The 17,986-nt window shown below is 59.6% G+C and carries 18 protein-coding genes; 8 read left to right on the forward strand and 10 right to left on the reverse strand.

All coding sequences use genetic code 11. The features are described 5' to 3' along the window. Nucleotides 1–74: 74 nt before the first annotated feature. From B161_RS18405 to traA, 7 genes are all read right to left on the reverse strand, one after another. Nucleotides 75–809 carry a hypothetical protein gene (locus B161_RS18405; protein ID WP_157755499.1) on the reverse strand — a complete coding sequence of 245 codons (735 nt, stop codon included), beginning with the start codon at nt 807–809 and terminating at the stop codon, nt 75–77. Continuing rightward, nucleotides 770–2,419: a recombinase family protein gene (locus B161_RS0100585; RefSeq protein ID WP_018631400.1), complete on the reverse strand. Its 1,650-nt coding sequence runs from the start codon at nt 2,417–2,419 to the stop codon at nt 770–772. The genes B161_RS18405 and B161_RS0100585 overlap by 40 nt, the downstream gene beginning before the upstream one ends. 43 nt (nt 2,420–2,462) lie before the next feature. After that, complete coding sequence (locus tag B161_RS0100590; protein ID WP_018631401.1) at nt 2,463–2,795, reverse strand: type II toxin-antitoxin system HicB family antitoxin; 333 nt, start codon at nt 2,793–2,795, stop codon at nt 2,463–2,465. Beyond that, nucleotides 2,792–3,046 (reverse strand): type II toxin-antitoxin system HicA family toxin, encoded by a 255-nt coding sequence (locus tag B161_RS19065; RefSeq protein WP_083922785.1) that lies wholly within the window; start codon nt 3,044–3,046, stop codon nt 2,792–2,794. Before B161_RS19065 ends, B161_RS0100590 begins: the two co-directional genes overlap by 4 nt. A gap of 16 nt (nt 3,047–3,062) precedes the next feature. Continuing rightward, nucleotides 3,063–3,377 (reverse strand): hypothetical protein, encoded by a 315-nt coding sequence (locus B161_RS19070; RefSeq protein WP_083922786.1) that lies wholly within the window; start codon nt 3,375–3,377, stop codon nt 3,063–3,065. After that, on the reverse strand, nt 3,367–3,594 hold the full coding sequence (locus B161_RS0100605) for a helix-turn-helix transcriptional regulator (RefSeq protein WP_018631404.1): 228 nt from the start codon (nt 3,592–3,594) through the stop codon (nt 3,367–3,369). Before B161_RS0100605 ends, B161_RS19070 begins: the two co-directional genes overlap by 11 nt. Before the next feature lie 137 nt (nt 3,595–3,731). After that, nucleotides 3,732–6,710 carry a Ti-type conjugative transfer relaxase TraA gene (gene traA, locus B161_RS0100610; protein WP_018631405.1) on the reverse strand — a complete coding sequence of 993 codons (2,979 nt, stop codon included), beginning with the start codon at nt 6,708–6,710 and terminating at the stop codon, nt 3,732–3,734. A 171-nt stretch (nt 6,711–6,881) separates the two neighbouring features. Between traA and B161_RS16080 the strand changes: the two genes are divergently transcribed. The 8 genes from B161_RS16080 to B161_RS19080 all read left to right on the forward strand — a co-directional run bounded on the left by B161_RS16080 (nt 6,882) and on the right by B161_RS19080 (nt 15,837). Further along, on the forward strand, nt 6,882–7,208 hold the full coding sequence (locus B161_RS16080; RefSeq protein WP_205619209.1) for a conjugal transfer protein TraD: 327 nt from the start codon (nt 6,882–6,884) through the stop codon (nt 7,206–7,208). Between the two features lies 1 nt (nt 7,209). After that, entirely contained in the window at nt 7,210–7,461 is a 252-nt protein-coding gene (locus B161_RS0100615) for a conjugal transfer protein TraD (RefSeq protein ID WP_026310092.1), read from the forward strand. Between the two features lie 136 nt (nt 7,462–7,597). Continuing rightward, the gene (locus tag B161_RS16085; protein WP_018631407.1) at nt 7,598–7,804 is read left to right on the forward strand and encodes a type II toxin-antitoxin system Phd/YefM family antitoxin; all 207 of its coding nucleotides are present in this window, start codon (nt 7,598–7,600) and stop codon (nt 7,802–7,804) included. Between the two features lie 11 nt (nt 7,805–7,815). Further along, nucleotides 7,816–9,381 (forward strand): type I restriction-modification system subunit M, encoded by a 1,566-nt coding sequence (locus B161_RS0100625; protein WP_205619210.1) that lies wholly within the window; start codon nt 7,816–7,818, stop codon nt 9,379–9,381. Next, nucleotides 9,378–10,613, forward strand: coding sequence for a restriction endonuclease subunit S (locus B161_RS19075; RefSeq protein ID WP_040788868.1), 1,236 nt, complete (start codon nt 9,378–9,380; stop codon nt 10,611–10,613). The genes B161_RS0100625 and B161_RS19075 overlap by 4 nt, the downstream gene beginning before the upstream one ends. Next, complete coding sequence (locus B161_RS0100635) at nt 10,610–13,633, forward strand: type I restriction endonuclease subunit R (protein WP_018631410.1); 3,024 nt, start codon at nt 10,610–10,612, stop codon at nt 13,631–13,633. The genes B161_RS19075 and B161_RS0100635 overlap by 4 nt, the downstream gene beginning before the upstream one ends. Further along, a complete protein-coding gene (locus B161_RS0100640) occupies nt 13,630–14,580 on the forward strand; it encodes a restriction endonuclease (RefSeq protein ID WP_051085711.1) in 951 nt (316 codons plus the stop codon). The genes B161_RS0100635 and B161_RS0100640 overlap by 4 nt, the downstream gene beginning before the upstream one ends. A 39-nt stretch (nt 14,581–14,619) precedes the next feature. After that, nucleotides 14,620–15,837 carry a DUF3644 domain-containing protein gene (locus B161_RS19080; protein ID WP_083922788.1) on the forward strand — a complete coding sequence of 406 codons (1,218 nt, stop codon included), beginning with the start codon at nt 14,620–14,622 and terminating at the stop codon, nt 15,835–15,837. 28 nt (nt 15,838–15,865) lie between these two features. Here the strand turns inward: B161_RS19080 and B161_RS0100650 are convergent, their stop codons facing one another. The 3 genes from B161_RS0100650 to lptE form a co-directional block, all read right to left on the reverse strand. Beyond that, the gene (locus B161_RS0100650; RefSeq protein WP_018631413.1) at nt 15,866–16,282 is read right to left on the reverse strand and encodes a hypothetical protein; all 417 of its coding nucleotides are present in this window, start codon (nt 16,280–16,282) and stop codon (nt 15,866–15,868) included. Between the two features lie 98 nt (nt 16,283–16,380). After that, nucleotides 16,381–17,421, reverse strand: coding sequence for a DNA polymerase III subunit delta (gene holA / locus B161_RS16095; RefSeq protein ID WP_157755500.1), 1,041 nt, complete (start codon nt 17,419–17,421; stop codon nt 16,381–16,383). Beyond that, nucleotides 17,418–17,972, reverse strand: coding sequence for an LPS assembly lipoprotein LptE (gene lptE / locus B161_RS0100660; RefSeq protein ID WP_018631415.1), 555 nt, complete (start codon nt 17,970–17,972; stop codon nt 17,418–17,420). The genes holA and lptE overlap by 4 nt, the downstream gene beginning before the upstream one ends. Nucleotides 17,973–17,986 lie beyond the last annotated feature (14 nt).

Raw genomic sequence — 17,986 nt, forward strand, 5'->3', positions numbered from 1 at the left:
CCCGCGAGATCGGAGGCGGGGGCGCTTGGAGCCGAACTTAGACCCTGCGCCCGCCGCTTTCAACCTGAGGGGCTTCAGGGCGCTCCAATGCGGAGCATGGGCAAGCCGTCCCTGCGCAGGATTCGATTCAGCGCCGCGGAGGCCAAGGGATTCGCCAAACCCTCCTGAGCCTCGCCCAAGCCCAGAATCACCGCCGCGCAAAGCCCCTCGACGCCCTCGGCGTGGGAGGCGGAGATCTCGGCGGCGGGTTCGGGAAGCTCGGCCCGCCACAGCCCGGCGGAGCGCTCGGCGGCGGCCTGAGCCGTCGCGCAATCGGGATAGGCCAGCGAAACGACCAAAGCCGGACGCCCTTGAATCTGCGCGTCGGCGAGGAGGCCGCCGAAATAGGGCGGAAGGCCCTGCGCCGTCTCCGCCATGCGGGCCTCGATCTCGGCGCGCAGAACCGCCATGTCCTGACCGGGCCGCGCCCGCAAGAGCAGCTCCGCAGGGTCGAAGCCCGCCTCCAGCCCGAGAACCGGCGTGAAGGGCAAAGCCTGAAGCGCCTCGCCCTCCCCCGCGACGGATTCGAGGCCCGCCAAAGCCGTGGCGAGGGCGGGAGTCTCTAAAGCGCTCCGCTCCATGGCGCGCAGAAAGCCGATGGCCTCAGGCGTCGGCGCATGGATCAGAGCCGCGCCCTTCCCTCCGACGGCCACCGCCTGCCCGATGCTCCCGCGCCAGGGATCGGCGGGATTTCGGCGCCCGAAATCCTGCTTCATGGGCTCGCCGTTGATCAGCGCGTCCTCCAAGCCTTCGACAGGTTCGAATCCCACCTCTTCCGCCACTTCAGTCCCTGAGTGGGCACTGAGTTTACGCCACCTCCCGACACAAGCGTCTGTAGCAGTCGGGATTTCGATCCCATGATGCGAACCTCGCCCTCGGCGACCTCGACACGCTGGGCGAGCGCGCGCAGGTGGTCGCGGCGATAGCCACCGCCTTCCAGCCGGATACGGTCGCGGGCGGTTGCGGCGAACTTGCGCAGCATCTGCGTCGTCACGGCCTTTTGTCCCGAATTTTGAAGCATGGCCTGCGCCCGGTCGGCATCGGCCTTGGCCTGATCGCGGATGGCCTTGAGGCCGTCGATGCGATCTTTCAACGCGGGATCGTCCAGATCAGCCACGCCTGCTTCGATGGCGTCGTAAAGCCGCTTGAGACGCAATTCCGATTCGGTGGCGCGCTTGTTCAACTCGGCAATGTGCTCGCGGCGGCGCTCGGCGTGTTCTTCCCTCCGGTCGAGTGCTGCGGCAAGAACCGTTTCCAGCCGCTCAGGTTGGAGTAGCTGTTTTTCAAGGTGATTGACGACCAGATCGTCCAGCTTCTCCATCGGCACGGCCATGCCCTCGCAGGCGGTCGGCCCCTGCCGCGCCTTCATGGAGCAAGCATAATAGCGATAGCGCCCACCCTTGCCGGTGCGGATGGTCATGGCCCCGCCGCACTTGGCGCAATGGATCAGTCCCGTCAGCATGGTCGGGCCGCTGATGACGCGGGCGGGCATGACCTTGGGATTGCGGGCCTTGAGCAGCTTCTGAACCGCCTCGAACGTTTCTTTGTCGATAATTGGCGGGACCGGAACCGTCACGATCTCGCTGACCGGCTTCAATTCCTTGGTTTTGGAGCGCTTGTTGAACTCATGCTCGCCCATATAGGTGCGGCGGGTCAGGATGCGGTGAACCTGACCAATCCCCCAGCGTCCGCCGTCGCGGGTGAAGATGCGGCGGCTGTTGAGATACGAGACGATATTCTTGACGCCCATCTGTCCGGTGGTGCCGTCGCCTTCCAGCGCAAGACGATAGATCAGCCGCACCGTGTCAGCGTGAAGCGGGTCGATTTCCAATTTCTTCTTGGTCTTCGCACCGCGCTGCTCGGCGGCGACGGTGCGATAGCCGATAGGAGGAAGCGAGCCGTTCCAGAAGCCTTGCCGCGCGTTCTCTTTCAAAGCCCGCATGACGTGCTTGGCGTTTTCCTTGGACTGGTATTCATCGAACAACGCCATGATCTGCCGCATCATGACGTGCATGGGGTCATCCCCCATTTCCTGAGTTATCGAAACCAGCTTGACGCCGTTCTTCGCCAGCTTACGGACGTAGAACTCAAGCTCGAAGTGATCGCGGAAGAACCGACTGAACGAATGGACCACGACTACATCGAAGGGCGCGGGCTTGGACGTTCCCGCCTCGATCATGCGCTGGAACTCCGGGCGGCGGTCGTTGGTGGCCGATGCGCCGGGTTCGATGAAGGTTTCCACCAGTTGCAGCCCGCGTGACTCGCAATAGGCTTCGCCCTGCCGCTTCTGGTCGGGAATGGAAACGTCATGCTCGGCCTGCCGCACCGTCGAGACGCGCAAATAAAGGGCGGCGCGTAACGGCACGGTGGAAGCGGTCATGTTCTGTCTCCTTTCAAAGCCGGTCGTGTCCCGAACGGGGCCGCTACTCCGCGGCCTCCCTGATTGTCCCGACGATCCATTCATTCAGGCTCTTGCCCGATGCTGCTGCGGCAATGACTGCGGCGGCATGGTCGTCAGGCGTGAGGCGGACATTGAACTTGCCGGAGAACTTCCGGCGCGGCTCGATGCCCTTCTCCCGGCACATTTCGAGATAGACGGCCAACGACTTGCGGCCTTCCTCGATCAGATCGTGGACGCTCTCGGCATAGAAGTCGGCCCCACCATTGAGGCCGATAAACTCGCCGCGCAGCATCTGAATCTCGGGATCGAAAGCGATAACCGCCTTCTCGCCATTGATTTCAACGACATTGTTCATGGCTTTACTCCGTGTTCGTCCAGCCATTTACGGATGCTGGCAACCGCACCTTTGTCCGTATCCGGCGAAGGATGCGGGCGATGAAAGACGCGCACTTCGCCAAACAGGAACACGCCGACGCGCGAACCTTCCCGCTCGCTGACTTCCGCCCCGAGGCTTACAAACAGCGCCTCAACATCGGCCCAGCGGATCGAACCATTGACCGGGCGGGCGAAGATCAGTTCCAGCGTGGCTCTGTGACGCTTTTTCATGGAGTGTCCAGTATCATTATTTAGTACCGTTTTCAAGGTCAATCTCAGGCCCTGTGTCGGGCGATCCGGTGTCGTGGCCGAACATTTCATCGAAGAGATCGCCGAACCATCGCTCGAACACCTCGATCTCGGCTTCCGTGACCGGAACGGGATCGGGCCAATCGTCGGTCACAGCCCACGTGCTGAGGTCATGTTTAGGCGGCCTCCCGGCGAACGGCCACGGATAGCCCAACAATTCCTCAAGCTGTTCCGACGCCGTAGGCGGTCGATTGGTGCGCCGGGGATGGGATGCCGTCACCGGCTTGTGGTCGCCGCTCCGGTCAGAAGTCATCGAGGAAATCAAATTCGTTGAACGAACGCTGCCGCCATCCGGCAGGGTTGGCGACCCAGCGGTTGATGTCGGATTCCTTCCAGCCCGCGCCGTTGGTGCTGATCTTGATCTGGGCTGGAAAGGTGCCTTCGGCGATCTTGCGATAGATGGTGGACCGGGACAGGCCGGTGCGGGCGAGAACGGTCTTCAAACGGACGATACGGTCTGGTTGACGCATGGCTGCGCTGCCTCCTGCTGGTGGTTTCTGACGATTACAGGGACCAGACAGAGCAACGAATTATCGTTGTGCAACTGATATTTAGGCAGCGTAGGGCTGTAGCGTAGAGACGGCGGTAAATAGGATGGTTCTTCGCTCTACAATCCGATGCCCCGGCCTCTGCCAAGGCCATGACTGAGGGAAAGTTGCCGCCCCAGCCTCATTCCTGAGTCGAAATCCATGTCGATGCCGAGTTGCTTCTTGCGACCTTCGAGCAGGGATTCCATCTGGGGATCACGCTCAAGGCTTTTTGCCATGTTGCCCATCTCGGCCCGCGCGGCCTTGTAGCCGGAATAGTTGCCTGCCGCATACTGGCGGTCGCCAGTCTGCTTGAGGTCCCGGAACCGCTCCACGAAGCGGTCGGCGCGCAGTTCGGGATTTTGGCGCATATCGGTTTCCCGTTGCACGGCGTGCCTTGCGGGCATGGCTCGCTCACGATCACCAGAAGCCACATCTGTCGCAAAGTCGGGATTCCGCTTGTAAACCGCCTCGGCGTCTTGGGAACCGTGAGGCCTCAGATCATTGAAGGCTGCGCGAGCGTCGTTGAGTTCCTGCACCTGCTCGGGCGTTGCAGCGACGTCCCGGTCTTGCGTCTTGAAGATCGCATCTACGGCACGGGCATGACGGACAAAGGCCCGGCCACGGGCACGGCGCAACGCGGCCTCTGGATTTTCCCCAGCCTGCCGTTCCGGTCCCGTCTTCCCGGCGCTTTCCCTTTCCGGGTGCTGCACGGCCTCGCGGCCAGGCGCGACGTTGTCATGCTGGTGCAGACGGTTGAGCATGTCATCGACAGCATCGCGCATCCGTTCCGGCATCAACCTGCGCATGATCTGAGCGACACGGGTGCGGAAGGTGATGCCGCGCCGCTCGGCATAGTCTTGCGCCGGGTCGTAATCCGTCGCCATATCCTTCGCGCGGTCGCGCGAAAGGGTGTTCACCAATCTCTCCTGACTGGCGAAGTCGTCGCGGCCATAATGCAGGTCCATGCCGTCGCGGTGGCGCGACAGGGCGACATAGCTGCCGTGGGCGTCCATGCCGGGTGTCGCCAGCACATGGGTGCGGTCCACTGTCATGCCCTGCGCCTTGTGGATAGTCGCGGCATAGCCATGGTCGATGCGGTCATAGTCTTTCAGGTCAAAGGCGATGTCGCGCCCGTCATCGGTGCGCACGGTTATGCTCTTCGCGCTGACCTGTTCGATGGTGCCAAGGGTGCCGTTCTTCACGCCTAGGCCGCGCTCGTTTTGCAGGAACATGACGCGTTCCCCGCTGGCAAAGCTGCGCTCACCCCGGTCCACCGTCACGCGCACGTCTTCGCCCAGATCGCCAGCGTCCCGCATCCTGTCGCGGGCGGCTTCGTTGAGTTCGCGCACCTCGGCGTTGGTGTGGGTGAGAATGATGCGGCTCGCGTCCGGTGACGCCTGTCGTTCGCGGTCCCATCGGTCGATCAGATCGGCCCGCGCCTGCTCGCGCGTCTCGGCGAAATGCACCATGTCGTGACGGTCATAGTTGGCGATGGCACTGCCGGTCCTGCGGGTCGCCAGATCGCGGGTGGCGTTCCGCTGCCAGTCCTCGTGCTGGCGGCGCACCTCATGGATTTCGACACCGCCATGTCGGTCATGGATCGAGCGGAACGCTGCACCTGCTTCGATGGATTGAAGCTGCTGCGGATCGCCAACCAGAACAACCTTTGCGCCAGCCTCGGCGGCATGGGACAGAACGCGCTCCATCTGCTTTGTGCCGACCATGCCCGCCTCGTCGATGACAAGCACGTCGCGGCTGGTGAGCATGTCGCGGCCCTGTCCCCAGCCGTGCTCCATACTGGCGATGGTGCGCGAGGCGATGCCCGATCCGCTTTCCAGATTCTCGGCAGCGATGCCGGAGAGCGCAACGCCGCGAACCTCAAAGCCCGCCGCTTCCCATGCCTCGCGGGCCACGCCAAGCATGGCGCTCTTTCCCGTCCCGGCATAGCCGACGATAACGCCAAGATCGCGCCCGTCCGTGACATGCGCCAGCGCATCGGCCTGCTCGCCGGATAGGATAAGGCCGCGCTGTTCTGCACGCGCAATCGCCGCCTGTCTGTCGCGGTCGCTGACCTCGTGCAATTCCTGCTCGGCCATCAGTTCCGCCGCACGATGCAACCGCTGTTCCGCCTCAATCATCTCGCGGGTGGTGAACCGATCCTCGCCGCGTCCGTCCTGCCCGAGTTCGACCAGATCGGGCGAATTGCGCATCGCGCCCATCACCTCGTTGAACTGGTCGATGCCGTCGCTGTGGCGGTGCGCAAACTTCGCCATATCGCGCCGCGTGAATGTCGATTGCTGCTGCGTGATCGCGTCCAGCGCCACGGAAGGATCGGCGATGATCCGTTCGCCATTGTTGCGCGCGATCTCGCGGTGCATGTCGGCACGGTCTGCCGCTTCGACGCCTTCACCCTCGATCCGCTGCGCGGGTGCTCCGATCTGGCTTTGTGGCTCAAGCCCGATGCCCTGCGCCTCAAGGCTGCGATGGTCGATCCGGGCGTCCATGTCGAGTTCGGCCAGACGTTCGTTGACATGCTCGGCCCAGCGTTCGCGCCAACGCTCGACCATCTCCGTACGGTTCCATTCCCGCACTTTTGGCCCGAAACCGTTCTCGTCCACGCTGCGCATGGTCAGCATGACATGAGCATGGGGTTTGGGCATCCCGTCCTCGCCGATGTCCCAATGCACATTCAGATCAGCAATCATGCCCTGATCAACAAACTCCGCCTGTGCGAAGTCGCGGGCCAGTTCGATGCCCTGCGCCTGCGTCATCTCGCGCGGAATGGCAAACTCGACCTCGCGGGCAAGCTGCGCGTCCTTCCTGACCTCGAACGCCTCCACATCGTTCCAGAGCCGTTCGCGGTCGCTCCATGCCTCCGGTGCGTTCTCGGGCAACAGCACCTCGGAATGGACGACGCCGCGCTTGTTGGAAAAGTCCTGAACGCGGTCGATGCGCTCATCGCGCATCCGCGACGCCGAACGGTAGGCGGCGGACGCCACCGCGCTGCTTCCGGCCTTGCGGCCAATGACCTTGACGTGAAGATGATAGATCGCCATCGCGATCAAGCATTGGCACGGTCAAGCGCACGTCGGAACGACGTATAAGCGCGCCCTCCCTCGAAAAAATCTCGGGATGGACCGGCCCGTGCCAGACCGTCCCGGCAACATTACTGCGTTTCGCTGTCCGCGCAACTATCATCGCTCCATCAACAGCTTATGGAGATGATGATGCGCAAACCACGGGACTATGACGCGGAACTGAAGGCGCTGGAAGACAAGGCGCGCGAACTCAAAACCCGCAAGGTGCAGCAACTCGGCGAACTGGTGATCGCGACTGGAGCGGACGCTCTCACCGCCTACGAGCTGGCCGGTGCGCTGGTTGTGCTGGCGGAAACGACCGATGCCGGAAAGAGGGAGGCATGGGCCAAACGCGGTGCGGCGTTCTTTCAGGGCCGGTCTCGGCGATCTGCACCAACGCTTGAACGCGAACACGGCGGCGCTCCGACGCAACCGCGCGGCGCGCAATCGGCATCAGGCGCAACGGGCGCGACATGACATGCGCACATGGCAGGTCGAACGTCGCAAGAGAACGCGGCATCTGATCGAACTCGGTGGCCTCGTCGTGAAGGCCGGCATCGTGGACCTGACCGGCGACGACCGCGTCATGATCTACGGCGCAATGATCTGGATCGCCGAAAAACTCAACAGCGAAGACGAAGAACATGCGCGCGGTGTCTGGACAAAGCTGGGAAAAATGGGATTCGAGACCGCAAAAATAGGCGCTCACAATACGTCGAATCCGAAGTAGGGATGATCATGGAAGCGGCGGGCGGCGCGGAGAATTACATATCGCAGTGCTGCCCGCCGATGTTCCCCAGTTTGGTATTGCCTAAAAGAGCTATTTCGCCTTAATTGGCTCAATTAGTTCCATGCGGGAATCAGCCATGAAAACCATGTCTGCGCGCGAAGCGAAAAACGGCTTCGGGCTGATGATCGACACTGCGCGTGCCGCTCCTGTGCTGATCGAAAAGCACGGGCGCGGCGTCGTGGTCGTCATGTCCGTGGAAGAGTATGAGCGGCTGAAAATGATCGAAGTGGAGCGGAGCCTTGGCGGCGATCTCAGCGGAGACACTGCGAGCGGGGACGTGTGAAGGTGAGTAGTGTGAGGGAAGTCGAACGCGCCGAGTTGCACAAAACCATCTGGCGCATCGCCAACGATTTGCGCGGGAGCGTCGATGGCTGGGATTTCAAAAGCTATGTGCTCGGGATGCTGTTCTACCGCTTCATCTCGGAGAATTTGGTCGCCTATCTGAACGATCAGGAGCACCGGGCGGGCTCTTCTGACTTCGACTACGCCAGCCTAAGCGATGCTGATGCTGAGTTCGGTCGCGCCGAAACGGTGAAGGAAAAAGGCTTCTACATCCTGCCGTCCAGCCTCTTCGCCAATGTGCGGCAGCGCGCGCGCAATGATGCCAACCTCAACGAAACGCTTTCCCGCATCTTTGCCGAGATCGAAGGCTCAGCCAATGGTGCGGACAGCGAGGATGATTTTAAGGGCCTGTTCGACGATCTCGACGTCAACAGTGGAAAGCTTGGTCCTACCGTCATCAAGCGCAACGAAAAGCTGGTTAAGCTGCTCGACGCCATCGGTGATCTGCCGCTAACAAGCGGAGGGTTTTCGGATAAAAGCATCGATCTTTTCGGCGACGCCTATGAGTATCTGATGCAGATGTATGCATCAACCGCCGGAAAGTCGGGCGGTGAATACTACACCCCGCAAGAGGTTTCCGAACTGCTTGCCCGCATCGCCGTTGCGGGCAAGACGGAGGTCAACAAGGTTTACGACCCCGCCTGCGGCTCGGGTTCACTGCTGCTCAACTTCAGCAAGGTGCTGGGGCACGACAAGGTTCGGCAGGGTTTCTTCGGTCAGGAAATCAATCTGACCACCTACAATCTGTGCCGGATCAACATGTTTCTGCACGATGTGAACTATGAGAAGTTCGACATCGCACATGGCGACACGTTGACCGATCCGGCCCATTGGGATGATGAGCCGTTCGAAGCGATTGTTTCCAATCCGCCCTATTCGATCAAATGGGACGGCGATGCTAACCCGCTGCTGATCAACGATCCGCGCTTTGCGCCTGCAGGTGTACTGGCGCCAAAGAGCAAGGCAGACCTCGCCTTTACCATGCACATTCTGCACTGGCTGGCGGTGAATGGCACGGCGGCCATCGTCGAGTTTCCCGGGGTGCTGTACCGCGGTGGAGCTGAACGGAAAATCCGCCAGTATCTGATCGACAACAACTATGTCGATGCGGTGATCCAGCTTCCGCCAGACCTGTTCTTCGGCACGACAATCGCCACCTGCATCATCGTTCTGAAGAAATCGAAATCCGACAACGCAACCTTGTTCATCGACGCGAGTGCGGAGTTCAGCCGCCAGGGCAATAAAAACAAGCTGGCACCTGAACACCGGCAGAAAATCCTCGATGCCTTCACCGCACGGGAAAGCATCGACCATTTTGCGAAACTGGTGGACAATAGCGAGATCGCGGAAAACGACTACAACATTGCCGTGTCGTCCTATGTCGATCAGGAGGATACGCGCGAGGCCGTAGACATCACCGCGCTGAATGCCGAGATCGCGGCCATTGTTGCGCGGCAGGCACAGTTGCGAAAGGCGATAGACGCCATTGTCGCTGATCTGGAAGGAGTGGCGACATGAGCCGGATCGATGATCTGATTGCGAAACTGTGTCCGGGTGGCGTGGAATTTAAGGCACTTGGCGAAGTCGGTGCATTCATCCGCGGCAACGGCCTTCAGAAGAGCGACCTGACGGAATCTGGAACTGGCGCGATCCACTATGGCCAGATTCATACGCATTATGGCGTATGGGCCACGGAAACAAAATCTTTCGTCAGCAAAGCGTTAGCCAATAAGCTTAGAAAAGCCCGCCCCGGTGACCTCGTAATTGCAACAACCAGCGAAGACGATGATGCGGTTGCGAAGGCAGTTGCATGGGTGGGTGAATCCGAAGTTGCCGTTAGCGGCGATGCATATATCTACCGGCATGATCTTGAACCAAAGTATGTTTCATACTTCTTCCAAACTAATCAGTTCCACGACCAGAAAAAGCGGCGCATCACAGGCACGAAGGTTCGGCGCATCTCAGGAGAAGCACTTGCAGGTATTTTTGTTCCCGTCCCGCCACTGAAAATTCAGCAGGAAATAGTTGCAATACTGGATCGGTTCACCAAGCTTGAGGCAGAGCTTGAGGCAGAGCTTGAGGCGCGACGTGCGCAGTATCGCCACTATCGCGATGCGCTTTTGACGTTCGACGAACACACAGATAGCGCAAGCAAGCAAGCAAGCAAGCAAGCAAGCAAGCAAGCAAGCAAGCAAGCAACGAGGATAATGGCATTGGGTGAGATTTGCCATATAAATCGTGGCCGAGTGATGTCCAAAGACTACCTGCGCGATCATGCAGGACCTTATCCGGTATATTCGTCACAAACGGCAAACGGTGGCGTTTTCGGTCACATCGATTCATTCGACTATGATTTTGAGTCGATCACTTGGACAACCGATGGAGCGAACGCCGGGTCGGTTTTTTATCATAATGATAAAAAATTCAGCATCACCAATGTCTGTGGATTGCTTCGAGTTATCGACCCGCAAGCAGTGAGCACAAAATTTCTCTTTTATATGCTGGGGCAGCTTACAAAGCGTCATGTCAGTGACGGGATGGGGAACCCAAAGCTGATGAGTAATGTCATGTCGCAAATTAGGGTTCCTGTCCCCCAGCTTGAAGAACAGGAACGTATCGTTGCCATTCTCGACAAGTTCGACACGCTTGTGAACGATCTTTCCGGCGGCCTGCCTGCCGAGATCAAGGCGCGTCGCCAGCAATACGAGCATTATCGCGACCGCCTGCTGACCTTTAAGGAAGCGGCATGAAGGAAGCGCCGTCGCCCTCTCGCTATGAACCCATCGCGCTGTCGAGCGAAAGCACGGTTGTTGCCGAATACCTGCCCGATTCTGCGGGCGCAGCGGATGCTGGCTATCAGTCGGAAGCCGAACTGGAGAAGGCCTTCATCCGCCAGTTGCACGCACAGGCATACGAATTTCTGGCGGTGACGTCAGAGGCGGGCCTTGTCGCCAATCTGCGCCGCCAACTGGAAAAACTGAACAACGTTTCGCTGTCAGATGCAGAGTGGGAGCGTTTCTTCTCCACCTGCATCGCCAGCGCCAATGACGGCATCATCGAGAAAACCGCGCGCATTCAGGAAGACCATGTGCAGGTGCTGAAGCGCGATGACGGCACCACCAAGAACGTCTACCTGATCGACAAGGCGAACATTCACAACAACACGCTTCAGGTGTTGAACCAGTATGAGGTAGAGGGCGCGCGAGCCAACCGTTATGACGTGACCGTTTTGGTGAACGGCCTGCCGATGGTGCACATCGAGTTGAAGCGCCGGGGCGTTGATATTCGTGAGGCTTTTAACCAGATCAATCGCTACAGCCGAGACAGCTTCTGGTCTGGGTCTGGGCTGTTCGAGTATGTGCAATTGTTCGTCATCAGCAATGGCACGCTGACCAAATATTACAGCAACACCGTGCGTGACGGGCATCTGGCAGAGCAACGCGGCAAAAGAAGCCGCCAGAGAAATTCCAACAGCTTTGCTTTCACCAGTTGGTGGGCTGATGCGAAGAACCAGCCCATTACCGATCTGGTCGGCTTCACCAAAACCTTCTTCGCCAAGCATACGCTGCTGAACATTCTGACACGCTATTGTGTGTTCGATGTGGACCGGAAATTGCTGGTGATGCGCCCCTACCAGATTGTGGCGGCAGAGGGGATATTGCTCCGCATCGGCACAGCCACCAATCACCGGCAATTGGGTACTTTGGCAGCAGGCGGCTATGTTTGGCATACGACCGGCAGCGGCAAGACCCTGACCAGCTTCAAAGCCGCGCAACTGGCGCGGGCGCTACCCGGGATCGACAAGGTGCTGTTCGTCGTGGATCGCAAGGATCTCGACTATCAGACTATGCGGGAATACGAACGATTTGAGAAAGGCGCGGCCAATTCCAACACCTCGACCGCCGTGCTGCAACGGCAGTTGGAAGACCCTAACGCGCGGATCATCATCACGACGATCCAGAAGCTTAGCCGCTTCGTCGCCCGAAATAGAAAGCACCCCGTCTACGATGCGCATGTCGTGGTCATTTTTGATGAATGCCACCGCAGCCAGTTCGGCGACATGCACACGGAGATCACCCGATTCTTCAAGCGCTATCACTTGTTCGGCTTCACCGGTACGCCGATCTTTGCCGAAAACTCCGGTACAGGCGGTAATCCGCGCCTGCGAACGACGCAACAGGCATTCGGTGACAAGCTGCACACCTATACCATCGTCGATGCCATCAACGACAGGAACGTGCTGCCGTTCCGCATCGACTACATCAATACCATCAAGACTGCGCCGAACGTGCGCGACAAGCAGGTATCGGCTATCGATACCGAGCGGGCGCTGCTTGCGCCTGAGCGTATCACCCAAGTCACCAGTTATATCCGCGAGCATTTCGACCAGAAGACGAAACGCAGCGCCAGCTACCGGCATGGCGGAAAACGCCTGAGCGGCTTTAATTCCATATTTGCCACAGCGTCCATCGACGCGGCTAAACTCTACTACACGGAATTCGCCAACCAGCAGAAAAATATACCTTTCGCTCAACGGCTAAAAATCGGTTTGATCTACAGCTTTGCCGCCAATGATGACACGGCGAACGATTTATTGAGCGAAGAAGAGTTCGAGACTGAAGGGTTGGATCAGGGGTCACGCGATTTTCTCGAAGTCGCCATCCGCGACTACAATTCCCAGTTCGGCACCAGCTACGATACCTCAGCCGACAAATTCCAGAACTACTACAAGGATTTGTCGCAGCGGTTGAAGAACCGCGAGCTTGATCTCGTGATTGTGGTAAACATGTTCCTGACCGGCTTTGACGCCACCACGCTTAACACGCTCTGGGTGGATAAGAACCTGCGCGCGCACGGGTTGATCCAAGCCTATTCGCGCACCAACCGCATACTCAATTCGGTCAAGTCCTACGGCAACATTATCTCCTTCCGCAATCTGGAGCAGGCGACAAACGATGCGCTGGCGCTGTTCGGCAACAAAGACGCCAAGGGCATTGTTCTGCTCAAGCCCTATGCCGATTACTACGCAGAATATGAAAAGAAGATCACCGAACTGGTGACGCTGTTCCCCTTGGGAGCGCCAATCGTCGGCGAGACTGCGCAGAAGTCGTTCATCAAGCTGTTCGGATCGATCCTGCGGCTGAAGAATATTCTGACGGCATTCGACGATTTTTCTGGCAACGAAATTCTCAGCGAACGCGACTTCCAAGACTATCAAAGCCTCTATCTGAATCTGCACGCCCAGTTTCGTAGCGTGTCGGATGCCGAGAAGGAAACAATCAACGACGATGTGGTGTTCGAGATCGAGTTGATCAAACAGGTCGAAATCAACGTCGATTACATCTTGATGCTTGTCGAGCGATACATTGGGGCCAAAGGCACCAGCGAGGACAAGGAAATCCGGGCGACCATCGAGCGTGCAATCAACTCCAGCCCGTCTCTGCGTAACAAGAAAGACCTCATCGAGCAGTTCGTGGATTCCGTCTCCGCAACGGCAAAGGTGGATGCTCAATGGCAGGCCTTCATGGCCGCCAAGAAGGTCGAGGAACTGGATCGCATCATTGCAGACGAAAATCTCAATGCCGACGAGACAAAGGCATTCGTAGATAACGCATTCCGCGATGGCAGCATTCCCACTACTGGCACTGCAATCACCAAAATCCTGCCTCCCGTATCGAGATTCTCGAAGGGCAACGGCCATGCCACCAAGAAGCAGACGGTACTCGACAAACTGGCTGCCTTTTTCGAACGATATTTTGGACTGACATGAGCGAGACAACGGAAACTATAGACCCTGCCGATCAGGTTCCAGACTATCAGAGTCTGATGCTGCCAGTATTGCGCGCAGCTGGACAAGGCGAGATTCGGATCGGCGATCTCATCGTGCAACTGGCGAATATTCTTGGCTTGAGCGAAGCCGCACGGACCGTGCTGCTTGCTTCAGGACGGCAAACCGTTTTCGCTAACCGAGTGCATTGGGCAAAGACCTATCTTGCAAAGGCGGGGCTTGTTGAAGCCACGCGACGCGGTCATTTCCGCATCACCGCACGCGGCGAAGAGGTGATGGCAACGCCACCTGATCGGATTGACAATCGCTTTCTCGCCCGCTTTGAGGAGTTTCGTGCCTTCACCGACCGGGGGATAGCCCCAGCCCCGGAGGCACCTAGTGGGGAAGAGATAGTTTCTGTTGCGACAGAAGCGACGCCTGACGAAATCATGCGCGCTGCTCATCGTCGAGTCGAGACTGCGTTGGCAGAGGATTTGCTCGACCGCGTGCGTGCTGCGCCACCAGACTTTTTCGAGAGGCTAATCGTCAATTTGCTGCTTGCCATGGGCTATGGTGGATCAGCCGTCGAAGCTGGGCGCGCCCTTGGTCGAAGCGGCGACGATGGTGTTGATGGCGTAATCGATCAGGACGAACTGGGGCTTGATCGTGTTTACATTCAGGCCAAGCGCTACGCGGCGGGCAACAGCGTAAGCTCAGGTGCGATACGCGACTTCTTTGGCAGTCTTGATCGACACAAAGCTGCCAAAGGGCTGTTTGTCACTACATCTTCCTTCACCGCTAGCGCTCGGGACACAGCCGAATATCTGAGCAAACGCATCGTGTTGATCGATGGAGGACAACTGACCAAGTTGATGATCAGGCACAACGTAGGCTGCCGAATCGAGGAAGTTTTATACGTTAAGAAGGTTGATGAGGACTTTTTCGAATAGGAGGGGCATGAGTCAATAGGGCTGAAGGGGGGATGGATCGTGCCAGTACGGAAACGGGGCAATAAACTCGAACGCTGGGAAATAGCGCTTGTCAAGGCGATGATCTCAGATGGGCGCTGGCCGAACGACCAAGACATCCTTGCTTATTTCACGCGCCCCACCCGTTCAATCAATCATAGGGCCATCGCCGAAATACGTACTGGAAAAAAACATGCATCCATAAAAGCGGTTGCAGCTGATGATCTCGAAGTCTTTCTGTCATCGTGGCCAGAAATCGATGCAGAAACTGGACTGTCGCTGCGTGGTGACGAATTGCTTATCAAAGCGCGTGAAGCGATGATCGCTGCGGTACACACTTTCAACAGTGCGGGCCTCACCTTTCGAGCTGAGTTATTCATAGTCACTGCCGTGATCGCATGGACCTATCTGCTACATGCTTGGTTCAAAGGCGAAGGCATCGACTATCGACACATGAAGAACCAGAATGGGCAGAAAGTCGTTGCCAAGACGCCCAGTGGCGCAGAAAAATTCTGGGAATTAAGTCAATGCCTGAAGGAGCCGCGCTGCCCAGTTGAACAAGGCGCAAAAGATAATCTAAGTTTTCTGCTCGAATTGCGGCACGAAATTGAGCATCGCTCGACAAATCGAATCGACGACGCGGTCAGCGCAAAACTTCAAGCCTGCTGCATTAATTTCAACGAAACGATCAAGAAGTTGTTCGGCGCACAATATGCACTCGAACGTCGCTTGCCCATAGCGTTACAATTCGTGACCTTCAGCCCGGATCAGCGCGCAATCTTGAAGAAGGCAAGCGGCCTCCCGCGTAATGTCGAAATCATGATGGGCGGGTTCGAGGGTCGTCTAACGCCAGAGCAACAGGCCGATCCAAGCTATGCTTTCCGTGTCTTTATGGTCGGTAGGACAGCTAATCGCGCTCCAAACGCCGATCTTGCCGTCCAAATCGTGCCGCCCGGCTCGGAGGTAGCGGAGAAGTTCAATATGGCCCTCAAAGAAGTCGAGAAAAAGAAATACCTTCCAAGCGAGATCGTGAACCAGATGAAAGATGAGGGCTGGAACCGATTCACGATGGATAGCCATACAAAGCTCTGGAAGAAGCTGGATGCCAAAAATCCGGCAAAGGCTTATGGCACCGTCGCAGTTGGCAAGACTTGGTGCTGGTATGAGACTTGGTTGAATCGGGTTCGAGAGGAATGCGAACAGCATCCGCAGTTATACCAATCCGCACCATCATCGTAGGGCTATAGCGTAAATGTAGTGATCATCACTATCGGTCGCGGCCCGCCAATTTAGCGAGAAGGCCCTGAACGGCCTCCGGGGTCTCCATGCCGAGGACCGAAACCACGAGGGGCGGCTGGCCCATGACAGCCACGAAGCTCAGATCCTCCAGATCGGTTCCCGTGGTTTCGCGCCAAGCCCCGGCGCCGGTCTGACGCCAGACCTCCCAGAAGCCCGCGCCGATGGGATAAACCGCCCGCATCCGAATCTCCTGCGCCGCAAGATCTCCGCCGGAGAGCGCCGCCAGAGCCTGAGGATCCGCCAGATAGATCGGCAAGGGAAAGGACGCCGCCTCCTCGAAGGCCCCGGCGGGGATTTGCGCGAGTCCCGCCCGAAAAGCGGAGTCGGCCAGAGCGGCGGAAGGGGCGAAAGCCAGCAGGGCGGCGCAGCATGAGCCTTTGAGCATGGGCGCGAAGCTCCTTTCGTCGACGGAAAGGTTTCAGGACGCGCCATCATAGGCCGCCCCGTTTCGTGAACTGCGTTAAAAATTGGCAAGACCGGGCTTCACCGCCGCCGCAGAGAGGCCGCCCGCAGCAAAGCCCGCGCGATCATGGTCTCTTCGGGCTTGCGTCCGCCGCGCCGCGAGGCGGCTTCGGCCTCGGCCAGCCCCATCAGCGCCGCCTCCAGAGCCTGAGGCGGCCAGCCCCGCGCCTGAGAGGCCATCGCCGGTTTGATCTTGAAGAAGACCGGAGGCCGCAGCCGGTCCAGAGCCGAATCCACGGGGATTCCCTCGCGCTCGGCCAAAGCCTGCGCCGAGCGCAGCCGCGTGAAATGCCGGATCGCCGCCCGCAAAGCCTGAGCGGGCGTCCCGCCCTGAGCCGCGAAGCCGTCCAGCAGGCGCGGAACCTCGCCCGCCTTGCCCTCGGCCAGAGCCATGGCGAGGTCGTCGGCGCCCGCCTCCGCCGCGCCGGGGGCCAGAGCCGCCACGTCTTCAGGCGTCAGAGGCGAATCCTCGCCTTGCTTATAAAGCGCGAGGATCTCGGCGAAGCGCATCGCCTCGCCATGGCTCGCGCCGCCCAGAGCCTGAGCCAAAGCCGCCCGCGTCTCGCGCGAGGAGTCCGGCCCGCCCAAGCGCCGGATCTCCTCCGCCGCCAGATCTCCCAGAGCCGCGCCCTCGGCGGGATAAAGCGCCAGAGCCCCCGCCTCCTTGGCGCCCTCGAAGAGCTTCTTCAGCTTGGAGGCGCCCGTGAGGCTCCCCGCCGTGACGATGAGGAAAGTCTCCTCCGCGATCAGCCCCAGAGCGTCGGAGACGGTCCCGGCGAGGCCGTCGGTGGCGTTGTCGAGCGTCACCGCCCGCGAACCGCCGCCGAAGGCGAGGGCCGCGCATTCGTCGGCCAGAAGCGCCGGAGTCTTGCGCAGAGCCTCCGCCGGAACGTCGGAGCGGCGGAAAGGGTCGTCCGTGGCGGCGCCGAGGATCGCCTTGAGCGCCTCGCCGCGGGCCTGAGCCGTCAGGCCGCCGTCGGGGCCATGGAAGAGCACGGCCCGCAGGCCCGCCTTGCGCGGATCCGCCCGGCGCCTGCTCCATTCGGAGGCCGAAAGCTTCACGGCCCCCACCACTCCGGCTGAGCCTCGACGGCGAGGCGTTTGAAGATCTTGTCGGCGGCGTCCTCGGCGGCGCGGCCCAAGCTCTCGCGTTCGGAGACGAGGGTGGCGTATTGCGAGGCCACCGCGTTCACGGCGGCGATGGTCTCCACCTCGCCCGAAGCGAGCAGGGCCTCGCCACGTTTGAGGCGGTAGCTCACCACGAGGTCGAGGTTATAGCGCGTCACGGCGTCGTCCTGCCCGACGGCCAGACCGCGCCTCACGGCGGCGGGCGTGGTCTCCAGCAAAAGCGGAGCCTCGGGGAAGGGCGCGCCGAAGCTCCGCGCCAGAGCCCGGTTCAGACGATCCGGCAAGTCTCCCCGCGCGGCGGGCGCGAGCCGCACTTGGTTCATCAGAGAGCCGCCCGCTCCCGCGCCGGAGCCGTAAAGCGGCCGGAATCCCCCCGGCCCGCCGCAACCCGCGAGCAGGGCCGCGCCGAGCAGCCCGAAGGCCGCCCGGCGCGAGGGGCTGAAGCCGTGAACGGCTCCAGCCTTTTTTGTGGTCGCGCAATTCATCCGAAAAATCTGCA

Origin of the sequence: Neomegalonema perideroedes DSM 15528 (assembly GCF_000374145.1) — a bacterium.
GTDB lineage: Bacteria > Pseudomonadota > Alphaproteobacteria > Rhodobacterales > Rhodobacteraceae > Neomegalonema > Neomegalonema perideroedes.

Coding starts and splice junctions, on each gene's coding strand:
- traA (WP_018631405.1), bottom strand. CDS start 6,710: ATGGCGATCTATCATCTTCACGTCAAGGTCATTGGCCGCAAGGCCGGA.
- B161_RS19075 (WP_040788868.1), top strand. CDS start 9,378: ATGAGCCGGATCGATGATCTGATTGCGAAACTGTGTCCGGGTGGCGTG.
- B161_RS0100590 (WP_018631401.1), bottom strand. CDS start 2,795: ATGAACAATGTCGTTGAAATCAATGGCGAGAAGGCGGTTATCGCTTTC.
- B161_RS19065 (WP_083922785.1), bottom strand. CDS start 3,046: ATGAAAAAGCGTCACAGAGCCACGCTGGAACTGATCTTCGCCCGCCCG.
- B161_RS19070 (WP_083922786.1), bottom strand. CDS start 3,377: ATGACTTCTGACCGGAGCGGCGACCACAAGCCGGTGACGGCATCCCAT.
- B161_RS16080 (WP_205619209.1), top strand. CDS start 6,882: ATGCGCAAACCACGGGACTATGACGCGGAACTGAAGGCGCTGGAAGAC.
- B161_RS16085 (WP_018631407.1), top strand. CDS start 7,598: ATGAAAACCATGTCTGCGCGCGAAGCGAAAAACGGCTTCGGGCTGATG.
- B161_RS0100635 (WP_018631410.1), top strand. CDS start 10,610: ATGAAGGAAGCGCCGTCGCCCTCTCGCTATGAACCCATCGCGCTGTCG.
- B161_RS0100640 (WP_051085711.1), top strand. CDS start 13,630: ATGAGCGAGACAACGGAAACTATAGACCCTGCCGATCAGGTTCCAGAC.
- B161_RS0100605 (WP_018631404.1), bottom strand. CDS start 3,594: ATGCGTCAACCAGACCGTATCGTCCGTTTGAAGACCGTTCTCGCCCGC.
- B161_RS0100585 (WP_018631400.1), bottom strand. CDS start 2,419: ATGACCGCTTCCACCGTGCCGTTACGCGCCGCCCTTTATTTGCGCGTC.
- lptE (WP_018631415.1), bottom strand. CDS start 17,972: ATGAATTGCGCGACCACAAAAAAGGCTGGAGCCGTTCACGGCTTCAGC.
- B161_RS0100650 (WP_018631413.1), bottom strand. CDS start 16,282: ATGCTCAAAGGCTCATGCTGCGCCGCCCTGCTGGCTTTCGCCCCTTCC.
- B161_RS0100615 (WP_026310092.1), top strand. CDS start 7,210: ATGCGCACATGGCAGGTCGAACGTCGCAAGAGAACGCGGCATCTGATC.